Below are 20,608 nucleotides of genomic sequence, written 5' to 3'. Positions count from 1 at the left end.
TAAAGAAGTGCGCTTAGTTATGCTACCCCATGAAGCACATGGCTATCGTGCTCGTAAAAGTTTACTGCATGTATTGTGGGAGCAAGAACAGTGGTTAGATAAGTACTTACTTAATGACTCTGCCGAGCCGGTAAAGGTAACGACTGAGCTAGTGGCTGAGCCAACACCGAGCCAATAGTAAAGTACGAGTTTATGCCGTGAGAGCAAGAAGATCCCCCCTTAATTTCACGGAACCTTCCCAATGCAAAGTGAGCGTATGTACGCCGCATTAAAAGGCTTAGGTAAAGAAGTGCGCTTAGTTATGCTACCCCATGAAGCACATGGCTATCGTGCTCGTAAAAGTTTACTGCATGTGTTGTGGGAACAAGAGCAGTGGTTAGATAAGTACTTACTTAATGACTCTGCCGAGCCGGTAAAGGTAATAACTGAGCAAGTGGCAGAGCCAACACCGAGCCAGTAGTAAAGTACGAGTTTATGCTGTGAGAGCAAGAAGATCCACTCTAAATCTCACAGCATCTTCCCAATGCAAAGTGAGCGTATGTACGCCGCACTTTAGAGCAACAAAATGTATTTTTGCACTTTATCATCTCAGACTTTTGCCATATATGAGTGTATAAAATTTCCAAATTCAGACGCTTTTTGTTTTTCATAATAAAGGATAAATAACGCGAAAGCCTTGCTGTTCAGAGCTTTCAAGTGGGAAGATGTTTTACTAATAGGTAAAATTTATTTTGGGCTGATACTTTGTTTAAGGGGGAGGTAACCTTACCAAAAATTGGCTCAAGGTGAGCGAGTACAAATGGTCATATTACATATCATTTATCTTTCACCTTAGCTCTTTTTCCTTTACCCTTTCGCCTAGAACCTATTACAACTTTGTCTTTAACCCATTACGAGTTTTAAATGATTGATATAACAGTACTCGCGGTATTTATTCCCACCTTCTTTTTTGTTTCGATCACTCCAGGTATGTGTATGACATTAGCCATGACGCTAGGCATGAGTATTGGCGTGCGGCGCACTTTATGGATGATGCTTGGCGAGCTACTCGGCGTTGCTAGTGTTGCCGTTGCTGCAGTGCTAGGCGTGGCGAGTATTATGCTTTATTATCCAGAGGCGTTTGCTATTTTAAAGTGGGTAGGCGGTGCATACTTAATTTACATTGGTATAAATATGTGGCGATCTAAAGGAAAAATGTCGGTAAATACCAGCAATGCCACAGCTGTAAGTCGCCAGTCACTGTTTACGCAAGGCTTTGTAACTGCAATTGCCAATCCAAAAGGCTGGGCGTTTATGATCTCATTACTACCACCATTTATCAGCATTGAACATGACGTAGCCCCGCAACTATTAGTGTTGTTAAGTGTAATAATGGTTACCGAATTTTTAAGTATGTTGGCTTATGCAACAGGTGGAAAAAGCTTACGATTATTTTTAACACGCGGTAATAACATCCAGTGGATGAATCGCATTGCGGGCAGTTTAATGGTCGCCGTTGGTGTATGGCTGGCTTTAGGGTAGTGCTGACATACTGTAGAGTAACTTTACTCTACAGTATTCATTTTAATATGGAGTTAGTTTGCTAAGTTATTTAACTCTTCAGTGGTTTGTTGCAATCTAAATTCACGGTAAAGCATATCTTCATCATTAGGGCTCAGATTTTTGCCTGACTTTTCAATCAACTTATCGAAAATAGGCTTAGTATTTTCCATAATAACTAATGCACATAGTTGCTTTTGGTTATTTATTTGAGCAAAGCTGACTTCTTTTGCAATACTACCAACAAGGCTTTCTTCGGCTGTTTGGCGGCTTACTTGTGTAAAAGAACTTTGTGTTTGTACAGAATCTTGCTGCTGCATTTGCTTATTTATTAAGGTATCAAGAACTTGAGCTTTGCTATTAATTTGTGTTGCTAAATCAGCGCGTGCGCTAGCTACGGCCTGTGCTCTACTTGCTGCCATATTACCACTCCAAGGTACACAGCTAGATGAGGCTAACCCTCCTTCAGGTGCGCTTGGCATTAAAACCCAGCTTGGTACAGTATCAGCATTACTAAAGGGGGTTGATTGTGGCTGTTGAGTTGATCCACATGCGCTTAAAAAGAAAATAGTGGCTATTGGTAAAAGTTTATTTTTCATGTTTGATTTCCTTATTATTAAGGTTCCATTGATTAATATTTGCTTGGTACTGCTGTTCAAGCTTGTTTACTTTCTTAAGGTATTTTTTTGTTTCATCATAGGGTAAGTTTGCAATTAAGTGACTGTAAACACTTTCACTATCTAGGTCGTTTATAATAGAAATAGCACGATTAATATTTCGGCTTTTATCAGTATTAAACGCTTTAGCTACATTTCCTGCACCAGTATTGTAAGCTGCAATTGCGCAATATTTACGACTTATTGGATCTTTTATTTTCCGTAAATAACTTTTGTCTAAAATAGAAATGTAAGCAGATCCATAAGTGATATTGGTATCAGGATCAAAAAGCTCTTCTGGTGTTGGCGCTATATCTTTTTTAAAGTGTTTTCTTGCTACATCTAAACCTGCTGAATTAGGTACAATTTGCATTAGCCCAAATGCGGGAATATGCGACTTAGCATTTGGATTAAAAGATGACTCAGCATGCGAAATTGCTAATAACAGAGGTAGTTGTTGTTGCTCGTATTGTAAGTAAAAGTTTAAGTAAGGACTCACTTTTTTATGTAAATATTCGTCAGGGAGTGAAAAAGTACGAGAAGTAATATTTTTATAGGTCACATCATTATCTTTGGTGCTGAGTGATGTGTTTAATTTATCAATACGCTGCTGTTTTTCTATGACTAATTGCTGTTTACTTTGTATTGCTTGTTGAGGCTTTAATTGAGTGTTTTTATCAACACTGCTTAGCGACTGTTCATACTGTGTAGTGATTTCTTGTGCTAGCGTTTCTTGGTTCTGCTTTAACTCTTTTTGACTTTTAATTTCACTTTTTGAAATTGCTAAGCTATTTTCTAATTCTTGTTTAGTTGGGCTTATTAATTCTAAAGACGAGGCTAGATTTTTATCAGTTATTAATGTCTCAGCTGCTTGTCCAAGCGTACTGTGAGAATCTAATGTTTCTACAGTAACCGTCATGCTTTGTTCGTCAATAATTATGCGACTTTTTAGGTCTGCACTGTAAACGACCTGCTTTAATGTGCTGCTTTGGATGGGCACAGACCAATGCTTAAGTAATGAATCTCTAAAAGAGTCGTAATCAGCTAAATAAGCTTCTCTAAAATTTGCGTAATCTTGTTTATATTGCTTGCTGAAACTGGTTGCTTCTAAAAGTTGCTGCTTTTTAAACTCAGTAAAAGTGTTCGCACTTATATTTGTTACTGTAAAAGTACAAAGTAGTGGTAAAAACAATGAAAAATGTCGCATTTTGTTCCTTAAAAATAAACGTTAAATTCATATTTAGTAAGTAGTGAATCAGCAATATATTCGCTTGGTAATTCTGAGATTGCGTAAAAAGTTGCTTTATTGGTTGCTAATTTTTTGGTGATAGGTGAAGTAAGCGTTTGCTCGTCACTCATCAAAGTTACTTCATCTAATTTGAATAGATCCTCAGCAACATTTCCCTTTAGCTCAGTATAATCACTAAAGCCACTCGTTAAGTTAAGAAACATACCTTGGGCATTGAGTTGTTTTACTTGCATGTAGTATTTAATGTTATTACTGTCATAAAAAAATTCATTACTATCAGGCACTATTTGTTCAAGACTGTGCTCTTTTAATTTAAAGTTACTAAACGGTACCTTAGGTGAGAAATCGTCAACTAAGCTTTTGTCATAGGACAGGCTATGGACAACAATAGCTACTATGCGAGTTTCTTTATTGATTAAAGTTAGGAGGTATTTATCTTCTTTATAATAACGATATTCGTAACGTTCATCAATTTTTGAAGTTTTAATGACTTGCGGTATACCTATTTGTTTTTGCGCATATGGAAGGTAGTTACCTATGTCTAACTTTGAAATCTTTTTTTCTTCAATTTTATTTGTAAAGTTAGTAATAAATCCATTATATGCTTCTATTGATAGAGCTTTAGTATCTGCCCAGTTACCTAAGCCCATAAGCGCCACCATTAACAAAATAAAATATTCTTTAAGTTTTTTTATAGTTGTTTTTTTTTCTTCAGTAACTTGTTCTGTAGGTGTGCTGTTATTTTCCACGGGCATTTCATTCCTTAAAATATGCGCTAATTAACGGGAGTATCTTTTAGTTTAATAATATCTTCAATTAATAGTGATATGCTGTCTTCATTTGCGATTAGTAGTAATTGCTGCGTTGATCTTTTAGAAAAGCTAATACCTTTACCTTGATAATGATCCTGCCAAAGACGCTTGTTAGTGTGAGTAATTATTTCTAACTGTAACCTAGTAAAAACTTTATTTTGACTACTCTTAACGATTGAGTTTTTTACATGGTAATAAACGTCGCAGGCTGAGTCTGTGATATTAAAGCCATTTTGAATAAACTTAGCGGTTAATAAGCTTTTAACTTCATCTGCTTGCGAGCCAGTACTTTTTATGCAGTTATTCTTAGCGGACAGTTTTGACTGTGCCTCTTGCTTTTTTTGTGCTTGCGCTTTTTGTATATCTGTATGGTTTATTGTTACTCCTGCATAAACCACGCAGTTATTTTTATCTACCCATCGTTCGAATATTTTAGCGTTTTTTAGCAGCTGGTCGCTTGTTATTTTAGCTGTAGAATTAAACTGTAAGTTACTTATGGAATTAGAAGAGAAGAGTTTATTTTCCTCTTTAATTTCTATTTCAGTTTTAAGAAGCTTTGTGAGTGCTTTTCGAGCTTCAAGTGCAGAACGGCGTTCGTCAATTGACTTTAGTCCAGAGCATTGAGAAGAGCCGGAGCTAACATAGAGGGTGTCGGTTACTTTATCTATGCCTATCCAATCAGGGGTTTGAGCTTGTGTTGGGTAGTAATGGGCACAGCTGCAATTAGAGTGTGTTTGTGCCTCTACTGTGAAAGAAAATAAAAGCATAGATATAAAAAGAAGTAATTTCTTATTCATGTTTCAACCAAATAGCCCAGCATTTGCTGGGCAAAGTTTGTTTTATAAACGATTGTGGTTATTATTTTGAGCTAGTTTAGCATTATGTTTGTTACGATCTAACAAACGCTGCTCACCTTCAATAATATACTTTAGCTCATCAACATCCATAGTTAGATTATGAGACTTTTGATAATATGCAAGGGCTAGCTCTAGGTCCGCTGCTCTTTCTGCACAAACAGCATTATTATAATTAATTGCTAGTGATTCAGAATAAATACTTTGAGCTCTACTAAACATCTTACAGGCGTTATCTGGCATATCTTTTTCAGCAAACTCTATTCCCATATCCAGCATTTTTTCAGCATCGTCGGACATGTCAGAATCATCCGATTCCATTAATTCAACTAATTTTGTAACGCTATGCGGGGCAACATCTTGAATTAGTTCTTCTGATATCTGAGAAACTGCTTGCCCTAATAGCGCACTATCAGAATTGTGAGGATCATCACCTTCGCAAACTTTACTGCTTACCTGTTGGCTGTATCGTTTTGTGAAAATGATTTCACCAGATTCAACAGATATTGCTTTTGGCTCTAGTATTACTTTAGCTAGTTTTTCAGAGCATCGAACTTTAACATCACGAGAGCGTTTGCATTTATACCATTTGTCACCTTTTTCAACACATTCACTACGCTCTTCGTAATAGGTTGATGTTTCAACATCAGAACCATACAGAGCGGTTACTAAAGTGTCTGCGCCAGTAAGTTTACCTAATCGAGTACGATTATTTGAGTTTGTTAGGTCACCTTCATTAAAGCGCTGTTGAGCAATTACTTTATCAAGCGCTGCTTGATCAACAAAAGTAAAGTATGGCTTGTCATTAACGCGAATAGCTGAAAGGTTACTTTCAATTAAGTTCACTGCATTTGAAGAGCTTCTATCGGTAATAACAGCAATACGTTTTATTTTATCGGTGTTATCTTGATTAGCTGGGCGCATGTAGGTTACAGGTAGTTTTGCTGTTGTTAGTAGATTATTTAAGCCACCAATCATGCCGTTAATTTTACTATCTAAAGCACAACCAGATAACAAAATGCTAGAAATTACAGCAAACTGAATTCCTTTTTTCATTAAATATCCCTATTAAGTTTATATTCATATTTGTTGCTTATTTTTAACAGCTGTTATTAAATGAGTCAATTAAATATAAGTAAAACCTATGGAATTTCATGCTTTTTACTTATTCTTTAGCACTAATAACACACAAGATACCTTTAATAACCTAGTGGCTAAATCAGGTAAACGTTTAGATCCCGGTTCACGCGAAGCGCTTTACGAAGAGTTCAAAGCGCAAAAAGCAATGAAAGACTTAGAAAAAGAACTCGATAATTTAAATAAGTAACTGCGACACCTAATTTTTAATTTAATAGCGTAATTAGCTTTAATTAAATATACAGCCAGTTAGCTTTATTAAGGCTAGCTAGATAATAACTATGAGGGCTAGTAAGCGCTCATTTTTTGTGAAATAAAAATTTACTGACTATTTTAAAAAGGACTAAAAAATGAAAGATATTTTTTTCTTTGAATCTATGCTGACACCTAAAATCATTACTTTTGTATATTGGTTAATGTTACTAGGTGCTGTAATTTCTGGTGTAACCACTATGTTTGTGCAGTACGGTGGTGGTTTTTGGGCTGGGCTTGGTATTATTGTTGGTGGTGTAATTGGCGCTAGAATTTGGTGTGAACTACTTATCGTTTTATTCAAAATTCACGAGAATTTACAAAAAATAGCTAATAAATCAGAATAAAACTTTAACGTGTCACAGTAAGTTTCAGTTAGAAATAAAACCAGACACGTTATTTTATCCAAAAAACTCCGAGAAAACCCATTGTTCGACACGAAGTGGCGTCGATGGGTAGTTCACTTTAACCACTTTGAGGTTCAAAAAGCCTAAAATGCATTTGCAAACATAGTTTTAAGTAAATTATTTATAAAGAGGTTAGGGGGGCGCTGCGCTTCTTATTCTTTGCTGTTACTAACTGTTACGTTGTTGTTTTAACCAAGAAATAAACTCAGCTGCGGGCATAGGATAAGCCATATAATAGCCTTGCATACCGGTAATATTAAGTTGTGCGAGTGTTTTAGCTTGCTCTGCGGTTTCAACGCCTTCGGCAATAACATTAAAGCCAAGGTTGTGCGCAAGTGAGATTATAGTACTTACAATGGCAGACCCTCTTTTACCTTCATGTATTTTATCAATAAAGCTTTTATCTATTTTTAGCTCATCAACGGGGTAAGTGTGTATATAGGCTAACGATGAATAACCAGTGCCAAAATCATCAATCGAAAACCTAAACCCTTTAGCTTTGAGCTGCTGCATTTGTGCAATATTTTCAGCCATGTCATCCAGTAAAATGCTTTCGGTTATCTCCAGTTTAAATCTTGTAGGAGATATACCAAACGCATCTACAATACTAACAATATTGTTGTATAAGGAATGTGTTATAAATTGGCAGGCGCTAATATTAATAGCAACACAAAATGAATCATGAAGTTGCTGTGTTTGCTCTAGCGTTTTAATTAACATGAAGGCGTCAAACAGTACACTGCTTTGCAATTGATCAATCAGACCAGATTGTTCCGCAACAGGAATAAAGTAGTAGGGTGATATAATGCCTTTTATAGGGTGTATCCAGCGAATTAATGCCTCCGCGGCTATAATATTACCTTGGCAATCAAGTTGCGGCTGAAAGTAAGCCGCAAACTGCTTTTCTTTTATTGCAGTTATAATGTCGCTTTCTAGCTGTAAACGTAAGTCTAATTCGTGTTGCAGTGCCGGAGCGTAAAACGCAAAACGATGGCCGCCAAATTTTTTGGCGCTATACATAGCTGTATCGGCCCGCTTTAGTACATCGTTGCTTGTTGTGTCTGGGCCTTCAATAAAACTAATGCCAATACTGGCGGTAATTTTATAACTACAGTTGTTTATTTTAAATGGGTTTTTGAAGCAGTCGAGTATTTGCTTGGCACACACTATTGCCTGGCTTTGTGCATTGTTTTTATTACTACTTAGGTGCTTAGGTAAAATTACAAATTCATCGCCACCAATTCGCGCAATAATACCTGCTTTTTTAATAACGGTTTTTAACCGCATAGCAACTTCTAGTAAAACCTCGTCACCGATAACATGGCCTAATGAATCATTAATGCGCTTAAAGTCATTTAAATCTAAAAATAATAGAGTGCCAAATGAAAGCTGCTTTTTAGATTCGCTGATCATCAATTCAAGCGTGTCGGTTAGCATGCGGCGATTAGGCAATGTGGTTAATGGGTCGTAAAACACCAACTTTTTAACTTGCTCTTCAGCAAGTTTACGCTCGGTAATGTCGCGTATCATCCATAAAACATGTTTTTTATTTGGCTCATCAAGTAGGTAGTTATTAATAATTGACGTTCTAGCTTCAAAAATATGTCGGTTACCCATACAATTAAGTTCGTACTCGTACAGTTGTACTTGCTCTGTTTTCAGTGTTTTAGTAATGATAGAGATTACTTTATTAGGATCACCTAATGGTAGCGAGCTTATGCGTTGCTCATTACTTAAGCTATTACATTGCAACTCGTTGCTAGCACCATAACTTTCAATATACTGCGCTTGTTCATCAAAAATGATTCCTAAATCGGGGATCACCTCAATAAATGCTTTTAATTTATCGTTAGAACGTTGTAGCTCTAAACTAAGTGCTTTTTCTCTTGCGACAGAGCGCGCTTTTTCTATTGCTAGGCCCGATAAATGAGTAAAGCGTTCAATAAGCTTTAAATCTAATGCGGTTGGTGCGTTTGGATGGGTGTAATAAACGGCAAAACTACCGAGCACTTTGTTGTCTGAGGAAAAAATAGGAGTAGACCAACACGCTTGCAAACCATGTGCTAATGCAATAGTTTTATAATTAGCCCAAAGTGGGCTAGTAGCTATGTTACTAACAATAACTTGTTGCTCTGTGTACACTGCAGTGCCACATGAGCCTACATTATCTCCAATTGTAACACCGTCTATTGCTTGGCAATATTCAGGGGGAAGTTTAGGCGCAGCACCGTGGCGAAGTTGGTTGCCCTCTAGAGTTAAAATCGAGCTTTTAGCATTTTTAGAGTCAATTATTGCTTCAATTTGCTCGCAGATATTATGCAGACACAGGTGTATATCTACACCCAATGCGATTGCTCTATAATCTGTTGTTGGGCTGCAAATAATGCTGAATGTTGTGCTGGAGTCACTCAGAAAAGTTCCTAAATAATAGTTAATGTGTCTGAGCGCATAGCGTTAATAAAAACTAAAAATTTATTTTATATTAATTAAGCAGCACCTTATTGATATTGTAAACATTATCTAATTTAACTCAATACTAGAGTCGAATAAAATTTAAACTCTTTTCGTTTTTATTTTTAACTGGTTGTTATCATTTGTTATATATAACAACAATGCTCATTGTTATAAGTGGTGCTTAGTGCCTAAGGTGACTTCAGCGAAGTGCTTTTTTAAAATATCGAGTAACGCATAAGTCTTTGCAGCAATAAAATCTCGTTTTGGCGTTACTGCATACACAGTGTAGTTTGAACGTTGCCAGTCTTTATGAAGTTGCTTTAACTCTTTGTTTTTAATGCGTTCGCGCACTTCTGGCTCTGGTAGCATTGCATAACCTAATCCATCGCATACTAATTGAATAACTGATTGCATATTATTTACTTTTATACGCGGAGCATTAAGTGTGTATGGTGCGCTGTTTGGCTTAAATAATTGATAGTTTAAATGGCTGTGAGCTATATGAGCGTGCTGGTTTAATTGTTCAATACATTGATCATTTTTTGCTAAAGGGTGCGTCGCATTAACACAAAGAGCATAAGGCCATTGGGCTAATTTTCGGGCTATTAAATTTGAGTCGTTAAGTGGGCCAATACACAATGCTAAGTCGGCTCCTTCTTTAAGCATATCAACAGGTTCATCTGTCAAAAGTAGTTCTATGTTTAATTTTGGGTGTAGCTCTATTAAGCGTTTTAATGGTTCAGAAAGTAACCCAGCGCCAAAGCCAACAGGGGCAACTAATTTAAGTTTGCCACTTGGTATACCGGTTAAATACTGTAGTTTTTGTTTAGTCTGCTCTGCTGTTTGCAGCAGCTTTTTACAGCTTTGATAATAAATATCACCCGCTTCAGTTAAGCTTAATGATCGTGGACTACGATTGAATAAGTTTAACCCAACCTCTTGTTCTAATGTTTTAATTTGCTGACTTACAGCAGAAGTAGTCATGCCTAATTGTTTAGCAGCTAAGCTCATACTGTTTGTTTCTACTATGCGCACAAACATAGTTAACGAGCGTGTTAACTTGATATTCATAGTAATTAAGTTTTCCTTAATTTAATTATTAGCATACTTATATTGCTCGGCAATGCACTTACCACTAACATCGCAAATGCTAATCATTATCAATTAAGTGATTCTAACACGGGAAACAAATATGAACACCGCAAGTCGACAATTATTGCCTTTAAGTGCCGCAATTTTATTTACCTTTACAAATTATGCGCAAGCAAATAAAACAAACGATGATATGGAAGTGATGGTGGTCACTGCATCAGGGTATGAGCAGCTAATTAAAAATGCTCCTGCATCTATTAGTGTGATTGATAGAGAAGAGTTAGCGAGTCGTTTTTACCGTGATTTAACCGACGCTATGACAGACGTGCCCGGCGTTATAGTCACTGGCGGTGGCGACAGAAAAGATATTAGCTTACGTGGCATGGCTAATGGCTATACATTAATATTAATAGATGGCCAACGACAAACATCGCGCGAAACACGGCCAAACAGCGACGGCCCAGGCGTTGAGGGGGCATGGACACCGCCTATTGGGGCCATTGAACGTATAGAAGTTATTCGCGGTCCAATGTCATCTTTATATGGCTCTGATGCGATAGGCGGGGTAATCAATATCATTACTCGTAAAACACCTGAGCAGTGGTACGGCGAGGTGCGTTTAGATAGTACTATTCAACAAAGTAATGAGTCTGGGAACATTAACCAAGCTAACTTTTTTACAGCGGGCTCATTAGTTGATGAACTACTTGGAGTGCAGCTATACGGGCAATTTACAAAACGCGATGAAGATGACCTAGTAGCTGGTTTTAGAGGCAAAGAACAAAATAATCTTAAAGCTAAGTTTATAGTAACACCTAATAAAAATCACGCGGTTACATTAGAGCTTGGTCGTGCTGAACAAACGTTAGATGCGACTGTGGGTAAAACAATTGCGCCACTTGCTCCAGGGGAAAAGTGTGGCCGCCGTGGTTGCCCTGAATCAACAACTACACAATACGAGCAAAAAACCATCTCGGTAAGCCATAATGGTTATTATGACTTTGGTAGTTCTAATAGCTATATAAAGTACGATGAATACAATAATAAATCACGCGAAATGCTTATTAAAAATACTGATGCACAAACGATGTGGAGTATTCCGCTTGCGAGTGAGCATAATGCGACATTGGGCGCTTCCTATAAAAAAGAAGATTTAACCGATCATACCAGCAACAAATTAAGTGATGTATCGCAAATAGATAACGAGCAATGGTCTATATTTAGCGAAGATGAATGGCGAACCAGCGAGTTATTTGCATTAACCGGCGGTATTCGATACGACCATGATGGTAACTTTGGCGGCCATATTAGCCCACGTTTATATGGTGTGCTTAATGCGAGCGATAATTTAACCGTTAAAGGAGGTATATCTACCGGTTTTAAAGCACCTAGTTTACGAGCAACTACTCCAGAATGGGGGCAGGTTAGTCGCGGCGGTAATATATATGGTAATGCGAATTTGGCGCCTGAAAAATCAATAAATTATGAAGTAGGTGTTTATTACGATAAAGGTGAAAAGTTCAGTACCTCGGCCACTGTTTTCTATAATCAGTTTGACGATAAAATATCACGTATAGCTTGCCCATTAACTCAATGCACCGACGGTGCAAATGAATTTGGTTCAGACCCAACAACCTACGTAAATGTTGATGAAGCAGTAACACAAGGGTTTGAGCTATCAGCATCGCTTAAACTAAGCAGTAAAGTAAGTGCAAGCGCTAATTATACTTACACCGAATCGGAGCAAAAAACGGGCACTTATGCAGGAAGCCCATTAAATCAGTTACCAACACACTTACTGCAAACCTCTGTTAATTGGGTTTTAAGCGATGCATTTAGTGCATGGGCACGTATGCACTATCGCGGGGAAGAAAGCCAACCTACAACTGGGCCATCGCAAAGTAGCTTAATTGCTCCAAGCTATACCACAGCAGATTTAGGTGCAAACTATCAATTAAGTAACAACATTAAATTAGGCGTGGGGGTTTATAACTTATTTGATAAAGAAATTAGCGAAGTAGAGTATGGTTATGTAGAAGACGGACGTCGTTATTGGGCTTCTTTAGCATGGCAGTTTTAAGTGCTTTAATTAGCTATTTAATGACTTCTTTTTAAAAAAATAAATAATGGCTATATACTAAATAGCCATTATTTATCGAAATTTTCCGAGAAAACCCATTGATCGACACGGAGTGGCGTCGATGGGTAGTTCACTGCAGTAAATGCAGCCAGTATTAAAGTTTGTTTAAAAAAGCTGAAATATTATAAAATGCGGTTGGCTTTTACGCTTGAGTCGCTTATTCTAGCCACATATATGTAGCTGCTTAGTTTACACTTAAATGTTATTACTGCTTGCTACTACTCTATAATCGCACTTAATCCGCAAAGGTAACACCTCGTTTGAACCACCTAGACAACCATAACCAAGTTAATAAAATAAACGTTATTAGCGCCTTTTATTTAGCAGAAAATCTGTGAAAATTCCTAAACGCCTACAACCGCTAGTTGATGATGGTTTAATTGATGACGTACTCAGCAGGCTTATGAGCGGTAAAGAAGCCGATGTTTTTGTAGTGCAGTGTGGCGATCATATTCGCTGCGCTAAAGTTTATAAAGAAGCCAGTAAACGTAGTTTTAAAAAAGCCGCACAATATCAAGAAGGCCGTAAAGTTCGTGGTGGGCGCCAAGCGCGTGCTATGGGTAAACGCTCAAGTTATGGTCGCCAATTAGAAGAAGAAATTTGGCAAAATGCCGAAGTTGATGCGCTATCACGTTTAGCGAGTGCCGGTGTACGTGTACCCGACACCTACGGCTGTATTGATGGTGTGTTGCTAATGGAGCTTGTGTGCGATGACAGCGGCGATGTTGCCCCGCAGTTAGGTAATGTAGCCCTTAGTGAAGAAGAGGCGATTAGGCAGCATAGCTTAATGATGCATTACATTAAATTAATGTTGTGTGCGGGTATCATCCACGGCGACTTATCAGAATTTAATGTGTTGGTTGACAGCAAAGGCCCGGTAATTATTGACTTACCGCAAGCGGTTAATGCTGCAGCGAATAATAGCGCCGAAGCAATGTTTGCTCGCGATGTTAATAATATGCGCCGTTATTACGGCGAATATGCCCCAGCTTTATTGCAAACTCAATACGCCAAAGAAATGTGGGCATTGTTTTCTGAGGCTAACTTAACGGCTAACTCCACTTTAACAGGTGAATTTGAAGATAACAGTGAAGCCGCAGATGTTGATGCAATACTTGAAGAAATTGAAGCCGCTCGTGAAGAAGAGCTGGAGCGCTTAGATCGTATTCGAGACGTTGACGAAGATGCTTAAACTTAATTAAATTAAGCTGATGTCTAGCGTGTAGTAGCTAGACATCAAGCCGTTGCAGTTAAATTCAATAAAACAAAGGTTAACTTAATCGCGGCCTGAGCCCGTATAAAGCAAATGTTTTTTGTTTTAACGCTTTCTCTTTCACCTTGAGTAATTTAGCTGTTATTTCACTCCTATTCCCTGCGCTTTAAAGTACTGCTGCATTTCATTTGTATGTGGTTTAAATGCACGCCAGCGGCCAATAGCTTTGTTGTTGAGCGGTTGACGAACCTGCACTTTACTGGCGGTAGAAACCGGCGCTGTATTTAAATGAAAATCAATACACTGCGGTTGCCACGCTAAATCACAAAACTTAACTAAATCTTTAATTTGCACTTCGGGCTGCGCTACTAATTCCTCGTACTGAACTAATTTTATTGTATTTTTATGCAAACTTTGAAAATGCTGCATTAGTTTATAAAAACGGTTATAAAATTTAGCGGTATCAAGTAAGTCTAACGAATAAGCGTAATAAGGGTTATTAATACTAAATAGTTGGCGATAGTTACCTATACAGGTGTCCATTGGATCGCGTAGCAGGCAAATTATTTTTGCATTAGGTAATGCTTTAGTTATTAAATCAATATAAAAAAGTTAAAGGGGAGTTTATCAATAAAGTGTTTACTATTGCCTGTAACTACACGGGTAGCATTTAAGTAATGAGTGCCAAGTTGCTCAAAGTTAATTTGATAGGCGCTACTCAAGGTTTGGTTATCAAGCACGTGCGGCGAGGTGGTTTTGCTTATTTTTTTAACACACAAGCCAAAGTCTTGCAGCTCCCCTGCTGATTGCACGTCGCTGTGGCTTGATAAAATACGCTCTACTAAGGTGGTGCCAGAGCGCGGCATACCTAAAACAAAAATAGGCTCGTTGCTTGGGTTACCTGAGGCGTTTGGCTCGTTATGCTCAAGGCTTAATTTTTTAATATGTGCAAATAAAGCCGCTGAGCCCTCATTATCAAATGGTCTTTTTTTAAGTTTATCGGCTTTACCTTGTTGCAGTGCTAAAAAGGCATCCGAAAATGCGCCAATATCTTGATATTCTTTTGCTAGAGCATGGCCAATATGTAGTTTTGCATCGGGGTGAGTAACCTGTTCAGCAACCGTTTTTAAGCGTTCAATATGGTTAGCTTGCGTACTTGCCTTAGTTAAATCGCTCAATGCAAAGTGGCTTTGGTGGTGTAATGGTTTTAGAGTAATAGCATTTTCAAACGCATTTTGAGCTTGCTCAAAAAGGCCTAAAAACTTAGCGCAAACACCAAAGTTATAAAAGAACTGTGCTTGCGGAGTTTGTTTATTATTTGCCAGTGTTAACGCGTATTCAAAGTAATTTATCGCTTGTTCGTGTAAACCCGCTTGTGTGAGTGCAACGCCTAAAGTGTCTGCATCCAGCGCTTTGGTTATTTTGCTAAGTGCAACACTTAATGCGGTTGTTTTGGCTTTTTGTAGTTGTCCTGTAAGTGCGTAACATTTTGCCAGTTGCGCTGTGTATTCAACACTTTCTTGCAAACCTTGCGCTTTTTCAATCAGCTGAATGGCTTTGTAAATTTGCCCCACTTGTAGGTTTACCATAGCTAGTAAAAAATAGCCGTCTGCAAAGTCTGGTTTTTGGGTAACAAGTTCAACTAAAGTTTTATGTGCTTGTTGCACATCACCTTGGTTTAAGTAATTTATGGCGCTTTGATGTAACTGTTTTAGGCTAGGGGGCATAGTTAGCTCGTATAAATAAAAAGGCTCAAATAAATTTGAGCCTTTATGACATAGATTAAGTACAGTTTAAATGTAATTTAAATTATATTTCAAACTTGTAGTTAAATTTAATGCCTACCGTAAGAGGGCGGTTAATGTAATGGCCATAGTTGCGTTGTATTTCTGCGCCATTAGCACTTGTAATATCGGCATCTGAGCGACGCACCGATGTAACAGCATATTTATTAAACATATTATCAACATATAATGTAGTTGACCACGCATCTGCTGTTAACTTAGCAGAAATATTACTTAAGCTGTAACCTGGTAGTACTTCACCACTATCACGTAAACCAACTTTGGAAATAACGTCGCTTTGCGCAGTTAAGCCGTAGTTTATATCTAATGTTTTGTCGTTAAACACGTCAGTTTGGTAATTAATACCTAATGAAAACTGATGCTCTTGAGGTTGAATTTACAGCAGTGCGTTTGGTTTTTAGGCTAGGCAGAGCCTATGTAATGTGGTTATTCCCCAGAAGCAGGCGATAACGACGCATAAATGCCAAACATGTGCTGCCCGAAGGCTTCTATCTAGGGGGAAGTAACTTTTCCTGCATGGATGTAAGCCAGTAAAATAAAGCTGGGGCAGTTATTGAGCCCATTAGATAACAAACTTCGCGCCGGGATTAAATTGCCTCTAAATTGAACAAATTTTAATCCCTAAGATTAATACGCCCTAATCGCTTAATGAGGATAGTTTAACTGCTGCTTTGTGGTTTTGAAGTTGAACTGCCAACAGAGGCAATAATTACCAGTAATATTGCCAGCCACTGCCAAATAGACAATAGTTCGCCTAATATGAGTAATCCGGCTAATGCTGCAATTGCGGGTTCAAGGCTCATCATAATGCTAAAGCCTTGCGACGACATATTACGCAAAGTGATCATTTCTAGGGTATACGGCAGGGCGCTTGAGAGTACTGCAATAGCAATACCTAATGGAATAATATCCCAACTGAATGAAGAGGCTTGCAAAATTCCGCCATAGGGCACAAGTACAATGGCCGAAATAGTCATACCCATAGCCACAGTTGCACCACCAGAGCCTTGATTACCGGTTTTTTTACCAAAAAGAATATAACCTGCCCAACATGCACCAGCGGCAAGCGCCAATATAACGCCAACCGGATCTAGGCTTTCTTGGCCTTTCATATCAGGCAGTAATAATAAAATGCCCGCAATAGCACAGCCTACCCAAAATAGATCACGCTTACGGCGCGATGAAAATAATGCAACTGCTAATGGGCCGGTAAATTCAAGTGCAACGCCAATACCCAGTGGAATACGCTCTATGGCGTAATAAAACAAAATGTTCATACCGCCGAGGCTCAGGCCGTAAATTAAAATAGGAAATCGTTGGCCTGCGGCAGGTAAGTGTTTCCACGGTTTAAAAATCAGGCATAAAATAGTGGCAGAAAAACCTAAACGCAGTGCAGTAGTCCCCTCAGGGCCTACAATAGGGAAGAGTTGCTTGGCAAGCGACGCACCAGATTGGATAGTTACCATAGCGAGCAATATACAAAAAACAGCGAGTAAGAGTTCTTTCGTAGATGAATGCATTATTTTCCTTGTATATCACTATTAAATTTGGCGCATTCTACCTGTTTTTGATACTCGAGGTAAACTTATTCGATAAACAACATATTAAGCAACTTACGCTTTGTTATTGTTAAAGAAAACATATGTTGTTGCGACTGTTAAGCTCGTTGCTTCACAAGCTAAAAGTAGTTAAAAACGTATGAGCGTTAGCTATTAAACTAACACTCATATTATAAAGCGGCTAATAGGCACTATAGCAAAGGTTTAATTTGTCTCAAACGCTTTATCGTTTGGGTATACAACACCTAATTGTGCGCGAGCAGTATCAAGTACATGCATTACTTCAACACTAAGCTGGTGTGTATTAATATCCGATTGCGGCGCTTTTTGTGTCACCATTTGCATAAAATGATCAACTTCATATTTCATAAAATGCTCGTCAAAAGGCTGCGAAAGTAGTTCACGTTCACCGTTGTTAGCAATAAACTCTACTTTTTTGAGTTGCGACACTGCTTCAATCCGAATGCGGCCAAGTTCGCCTTGTATTTCGGTAATATTATCGCCTTGCGATATTTTTGAGTAGCTGATCACCGCTTGTTTATCGTGATAATTTAAGAGTACATCGCCTGCGCCATCTACACCTGTATCAAGGAGTACACCACTTGCGTGTACACTATTTGGTGCGCCCCACAGTGCTATTAATAAATACAGTGGATAAATGCCTAAATCAACCAAAGCACCATTAGCAAATTGAGGTAAAAAGGTATTTGGGCGCTCGCCATTTTTATATTTATCGTAGCGCGACGAATATTGACTATATTGTCCAATAAACTTACGCGGTGTACCAATTTTTAGCATGGCCTGTTGCAACAGTGCAAAGTTGGGTAAATGCGTGGTCATCATGGCTTCCATGTATAAGCATTGATGCTTTTTAGCGGTTGCTATAATAGCGGCTAGTTCGGCACTATTGGCCGCTGCTGGTTTTTCTCCCAGTACATGTTTACCTGCTGCTAAGCATTGCACTGCATATAACTGATGTAAGCTATTTGGTGCGGCAATATAAACGGCATCTACGTGCTCGTCTTGACAAACTTGCTCTATTGAGGTAAATATTTTTGCTTGAGTATTTTTTGGGTGTTTAGCTAAAAAGGCTTCGCCGCTCGTTGTTGCGCGCGAGCACACACCATATAAATTAAAATCGATTAAGGTGTTGGCTGCTTTTAATAAGGTATCGCTAATAAAATTAGTACCGACAATAACAAAATTCATGGATATTCCTAAAAAACAATAAAAAGTAGAGGAAAAGTAAAGCTTATCATTTTTTAGTGTGCATATCGCGAGGAGAGAAAGTAAGTATAAAACCACAGAGGGAAAAAGTAATAAAAAGGTTAAACCATCATATTAAAGTAGGTAGGTAAAACCTTTTAACTAATCAAACTATTTAGGACAGTATGTTGATTCAACAGCGTAAGTAACACTATGAGTAACTAGATACTTATTAGAAAGGTAGTTATTCACTGTCTTTTCGCACCATTGTAGTGCATCACCTTGGCTTTCATAACCGTTACCAGAGGCGTTCCAGCATTGCTTTAAGTCATTATCTCTATTTGAGGCAAGTATTGCGTTGGATTGAGTTATCTTACAAGAAGAGTAAGTTGACTTACTTGACCCATCTGAATTTGAGCCACAACCAACAAGAGTTAATGTAAGTGCTAATAATATATACTTTTTCACTTTGATACTCCGTTAGTATTTGTTTTGGTAACGTTCGTTAATTACGACACGGCTTTGACAAGGAACTTCAAAAAAATCATGAACATTATTTTTAAATAATAATTCCAAGCTGTAATAAGAGTTACACTCAAACGAAACACCAGAAGCTGGAAGCACTGTAAATATTTCACCATAAATATCAATTTTAACAGTATCAATAGATAGATTTTGAATTGAGAGATAGTTAGAGTCAGTATGATAAACATCTACATTTTTAATTGGAGATGGTAGATCTCCAGCATTTGCAAGTGCTGAAAACAAAAGCCCTGCAGCTAAGGGGAACTTATAAAGTTTCATAGTCGTCCTTTATGACATTATGGATAATATACTACTAAATCGACATTAGGATGAATGTTGATATTAGAGGCTGTATTGATGTATGGACAGCATATGATAGGAGTATTGATAAGTTACTGCTTTAGCCATCTATAGCATAACAATATCTGTATTATAAATGCAATATAATAAATATCAATAACTAATTGTTTTTATAGATAAAAAATGAACTTAGAAGAAGTTAATTCAGAGTGCTTTTAAACAAATAAAATCATCTGTAATTAGTGCTAATAAATTAGATTAGGGATAGAGAAAATAAAGGGAAACTAAAATGAATTAGCAGATCATTTTTTACTGCGCATTACGCGAGGAGAACAGCCAAACCAGCGTTTAACACTGGTGCTTAATGTGGCTTGCTCTTGATAACCCAATAATTCTGATATGGTTGATATAGTAAGTTGCCCTTGTGTTAGGTAGTGCTGTGCAAGTGCACGGCGCGTGGTATCTTTGAGTTTTACAAAGCTGGTATTATGCTTAGCTAGTTTGCGATGCAAAGTACGTGGATGCATATTAAGCGCCGCAGCAATCGTGTGATTAGAGCACTGATAAATAGGCAGCATGGGGCGCATTAACGCGCTTACTTGAATGGGTAATGGGCTGTTGTATTGACTATTTTTAGCTAAAAAGTTTCGTGCAGCCTCTACGTTTGTCAGCTCCCCTTGTTCAAGTGCTATGCTTAAGTCTTGTTTCGCAATCACAATACCCGCGCTGTTACGGTGCTCTATTACTTTACAGTCAAAATAGCTGTTATAAGCATACTTACTGGTGGTGAGCTTTTGTGGTAAAAAAACCGTGATAGGTTTGCATTGGTTATTGCTAAGCTTTTTAATCGCTCCCATTGCTAAGCCAATCGTTAGTTCGGTAACTTGGTTAATGTTAGGTAGCGGGTTGAGGTTAATTTCGAACGATAAAAATAAGCTTTTATCGTCCTCTAATGGATGAGCCGTAAGCCGAAGAGCAGGGCTGTGCAAATGTAAGTATTTAACCACCCAATCGAGTGCATCACTTAAATAGGTACCGCTTTTAGCGGCAATAGAAATATAACCCAAAATATCAAAACTTTGTCGGCTGGCGAGCTTTAAGCCAAAGCTGGGGCAATTAAATTGTTGTGCGCAGTATTCTAATAATGCTGCATAGCAACGATAGCTTACATATTGGTTTTCGAGCTGAGTAAAATCAACGTTAATATTACACGCTTGCATAATGGCAGCTACATTTGCGCCAAATTCTAAAATTAGCGTATCGATACCTTGTAAAGAAGTGGCTGACGTGGTCAACTAAATTCAGTCACCCTAGTTAAGAAACCATATCTAATGTTTCGGTTCGTTCTTCAAAGTCATTTGGGCTTTGATAATTTAAGTACGAATGTAAGCGACGACTGTTGTACCAC

At 37.9% G+C, this 20,608-nt stretch carries 16 protein-coding genes and 3 pseudogenes; 6 read left to right on the top strand and 13 right to left on the bottom strand.

The features are described from left to right. Positions 1 to 229: 229 nt before the first annotated feature. Both H5058_RS15355 and H5058_RS15350 read left to right on the top strand, forming a co-directional pair. Positions 230 to 460: pseudogene (locus H5058_RS15355) on the top strand (alpha/beta hydrolase family protein); the annotation flags it as partial. 443 nt (positions 461 to 903) lie between these two features. Further along, a complete protein-coding gene (locus tag H5058_RS15350; RefSeq protein WP_182678912.1) occupies positions 904 to 1,521 on the top strand; it encodes a LysE family translocator in 618 nt (205 codons plus the stop codon). 53 nt (positions 1,522 to 1,574) lie between these two features. On the opposite strand, the gene H5058_RS15345 is transcribed toward H5058_RS15350, so the two are convergent. Genes H5058_RS15345 through H5058_RS15325 form a run of 5 tightly spaced genes read right to left on the bottom strand, consistent with a single transcriptional unit; the run spans position 1,575 to position 6,166 of the window. Beyond that, on the bottom strand, positions 1,575 to 2,138 hold the full coding sequence (locus H5058_RS15345) for a hypothetical protein (RefSeq protein ID WP_011329873.1): 564 nt from the start codon (positions 2,136 to 2,138) through the stop codon (positions 1,575 to 1,577). Next, positions 2,128 to 3,402, bottom strand: a complete 1,275-nt coding sequence (locus H5058_RS15340) for a transglycosylase SLT domain-containing protein (RefSeq protein WP_182678910.1) — start codon at positions 3,400 to 3,402, stop codon at positions 2,128 to 2,130. The genes H5058_RS15345 and H5058_RS15340 overlap by 11 nt, the downstream gene beginning before the upstream one ends. 8 nt (positions 3,403 to 3,410) lie before the next feature. Continuing rightward, the gene (locus H5058_RS15335; RefSeq protein WP_182678908.1) at positions 3,411 to 4,199 is read right to left on the bottom strand and encodes an ETEC_3214 domain-containing protein; all 789 of its coding nucleotides are present in this window, start codon (positions 4,197 to 4,199) and stop codon (positions 3,411 to 3,413) included. Positions 4,200 to 4,219: 20 nt separating this feature from the next. Then, positions 4,220 to 5,053, bottom strand: a complete 834-nt coding sequence (locus H5058_RS15330; protein ID WP_259398642.1) for a TonB-dependent receptor — start codon at positions 5,051 to 5,053, stop codon at positions 4,220 to 4,222. A 42-nt stretch (positions 5,054 to 5,095) separates the two neighbouring features. Beyond that, positions 5,096 to 6,166: a CsgG/HfaB family protein gene (locus tag H5058_RS15325; RefSeq protein ID WP_011329877.1), complete on the bottom strand. Its 1,071-nt coding sequence runs from the start codon at positions 6,164 to 6,166 to the stop codon at positions 5,096 to 5,098. An 88-nt stretch (positions 6,167 to 6,254) separates the two neighbouring features. Here H5058_RS15325 and H5058_RS15320 point away from each other — a divergent pair, with 88 nt between their 5' ends. Both H5058_RS15320 and H5058_RS15315 read left to right on the top strand, forming a co-directional pair. Then, the gene (locus H5058_RS15320) at positions 6,255 to 6,437 is read left to right on the top strand and encodes a hypothetical protein (protein WP_011329878.1); all 183 of its coding nucleotides are present in this window, start codon (positions 6,255 to 6,257) and stop codon (positions 6,435 to 6,437) included. Positions 6,438 to 6,597: 160 nt separating this feature from the next. Further along, positions 6,598 to 6,846: a DUF4282 domain-containing protein gene (locus tag H5058_RS15315; RefSeq protein ID WP_011329879.1), complete on the top strand. Its 249-nt coding sequence runs from the start codon at positions 6,598 to 6,600 to the stop codon at positions 6,844 to 6,846. A 228-nt stretch (positions 6,847 to 7,074) separates the two neighbouring features. Here H5058_RS15315 and H5058_RS15310 read toward each other — a convergent pair whose 3' ends face one another. Both H5058_RS15310 and H5058_RS15305 read right to left on the bottom strand, forming a co-directional pair. Then, positions 7,075 to 9,252 carry an EAL domain-containing protein gene (locus H5058_RS15310; protein WP_182678905.1) on the bottom strand — a complete coding sequence of 726 codons (2,178 nt, stop codon included), beginning with the start codon at positions 9,250 to 9,252 and terminating at the stop codon, positions 7,075 to 7,077. Positions 9,253 to 9,528: 276 nt separating this feature from the next. Next, positions 9,529 to 10,431: a LysR family transcriptional regulator gene (locus H5058_RS15305; protein ID WP_182678903.1), complete on the bottom strand. Its 903-nt coding sequence runs from the start codon at positions 10,429 to 10,431 to the stop codon at positions 9,529 to 9,531. 121 nt (positions 10,432 to 10,552) lie between these two features. Between H5058_RS15305 and H5058_RS15300 the strand changes: the two genes are divergently transcribed. Next, the gene (locus H5058_RS15300) at positions 10,553 to 12,532 is read left to right on the top strand and encodes a ligand-gated channel protein (RefSeq protein ID WP_182678901.1); all 1,980 of its coding nucleotides are present in this window, start codon (positions 10,553 to 10,555) and stop codon (positions 12,530 to 12,532) included. Positions 12,533 to 12,926: 394 nt separating this feature from the next. After that, on the top strand, positions 12,927 to 13,784 hold the full coding sequence (locus H5058_RS15295; protein WP_041454909.1) for a PA4780 family RIO1-like protein kinase: 858 nt from the start codon (positions 12,927 to 12,929) through the stop codon (positions 13,782 to 13,784). A gap of 162 nt (positions 13,785 to 13,946) precedes the next feature. Here the strand turns inward: H5058_RS15295 and H5058_RS15290 are convergent. The 6 genes and pseudogenes from H5058_RS15290 to H5058_RS15265 form a co-directional block, all read right to left on the bottom strand. After that, positions 13,947 to 15,532 (bottom strand): annotated as a pseudogene (locus tag H5058_RS15290) (tetratricopeptide repeat-containing sulfotransferase family protein). Positions 15,533 to 15,614: 82 nt separating this feature from the next. Then, positions 15,615 to 15,974 (bottom strand): annotated as a pseudogene (locus H5058_RS15285) (TonB-dependent receptor); the annotation flags it as partial. 295 nt (positions 15,975 to 16,269) lie between these two features. After that, positions 16,270 to 17,130, bottom strand: a complete 861-nt coding sequence (locus tag H5058_RS15280; protein WP_089369173.1) for a DMT family transporter — start codon at positions 17,128 to 17,130, stop codon at positions 16,270 to 16,272. Between the two features lie 243 nt (positions 17,131 to 17,373). Then, positions 17,374 to 18,378 carry a Gfo/Idh/MocA family protein gene (locus H5058_RS15275; RefSeq protein ID WP_089369174.1) on the bottom strand — a complete coding sequence of 335 codons (1,005 nt, stop codon included), beginning with the start codon at positions 18,376 to 18,378 and terminating at the stop codon, positions 17,374 to 17,376. 477 nt (positions 18,379 to 18,855) lie between these two features. Continuing rightward, positions 18,856 to 19,179, bottom strand: a complete 324-nt coding sequence (locus tag H5058_RS15270; RefSeq protein WP_011329889.1) for a hypothetical protein — start codon at positions 19,177 to 19,179, stop codon at positions 18,856 to 18,858. A 323-nt stretch (positions 19,180 to 19,502) separates the two neighbouring features. Continuing rightward, the gene (locus tag H5058_RS15265) at positions 19,503 to 20,495 is read right to left on the bottom strand and encodes an AraC family transcriptional regulator (protein WP_182678899.1); all 993 of its coding nucleotides are present in this window, start codon (positions 20,493 to 20,495) and stop codon (positions 19,503 to 19,505) included. Positions 20,496 to 20,608 lie beyond the last annotated feature (113 nt).

The organism is Pseudoalteromonas sp. SR45-4 (genome assembly GCF_014163535.1).
Taxonomy (GTDB): domain Bacteria; phylum Pseudomonadota; class Gammaproteobacteria; order Enterobacterales; family Alteromonadaceae; genus Pseudoalteromonas; species Pseudoalteromonas nigrifaciens.
This window is presented reverse-complemented; position numbering and strand designations above follow the sequence as displayed.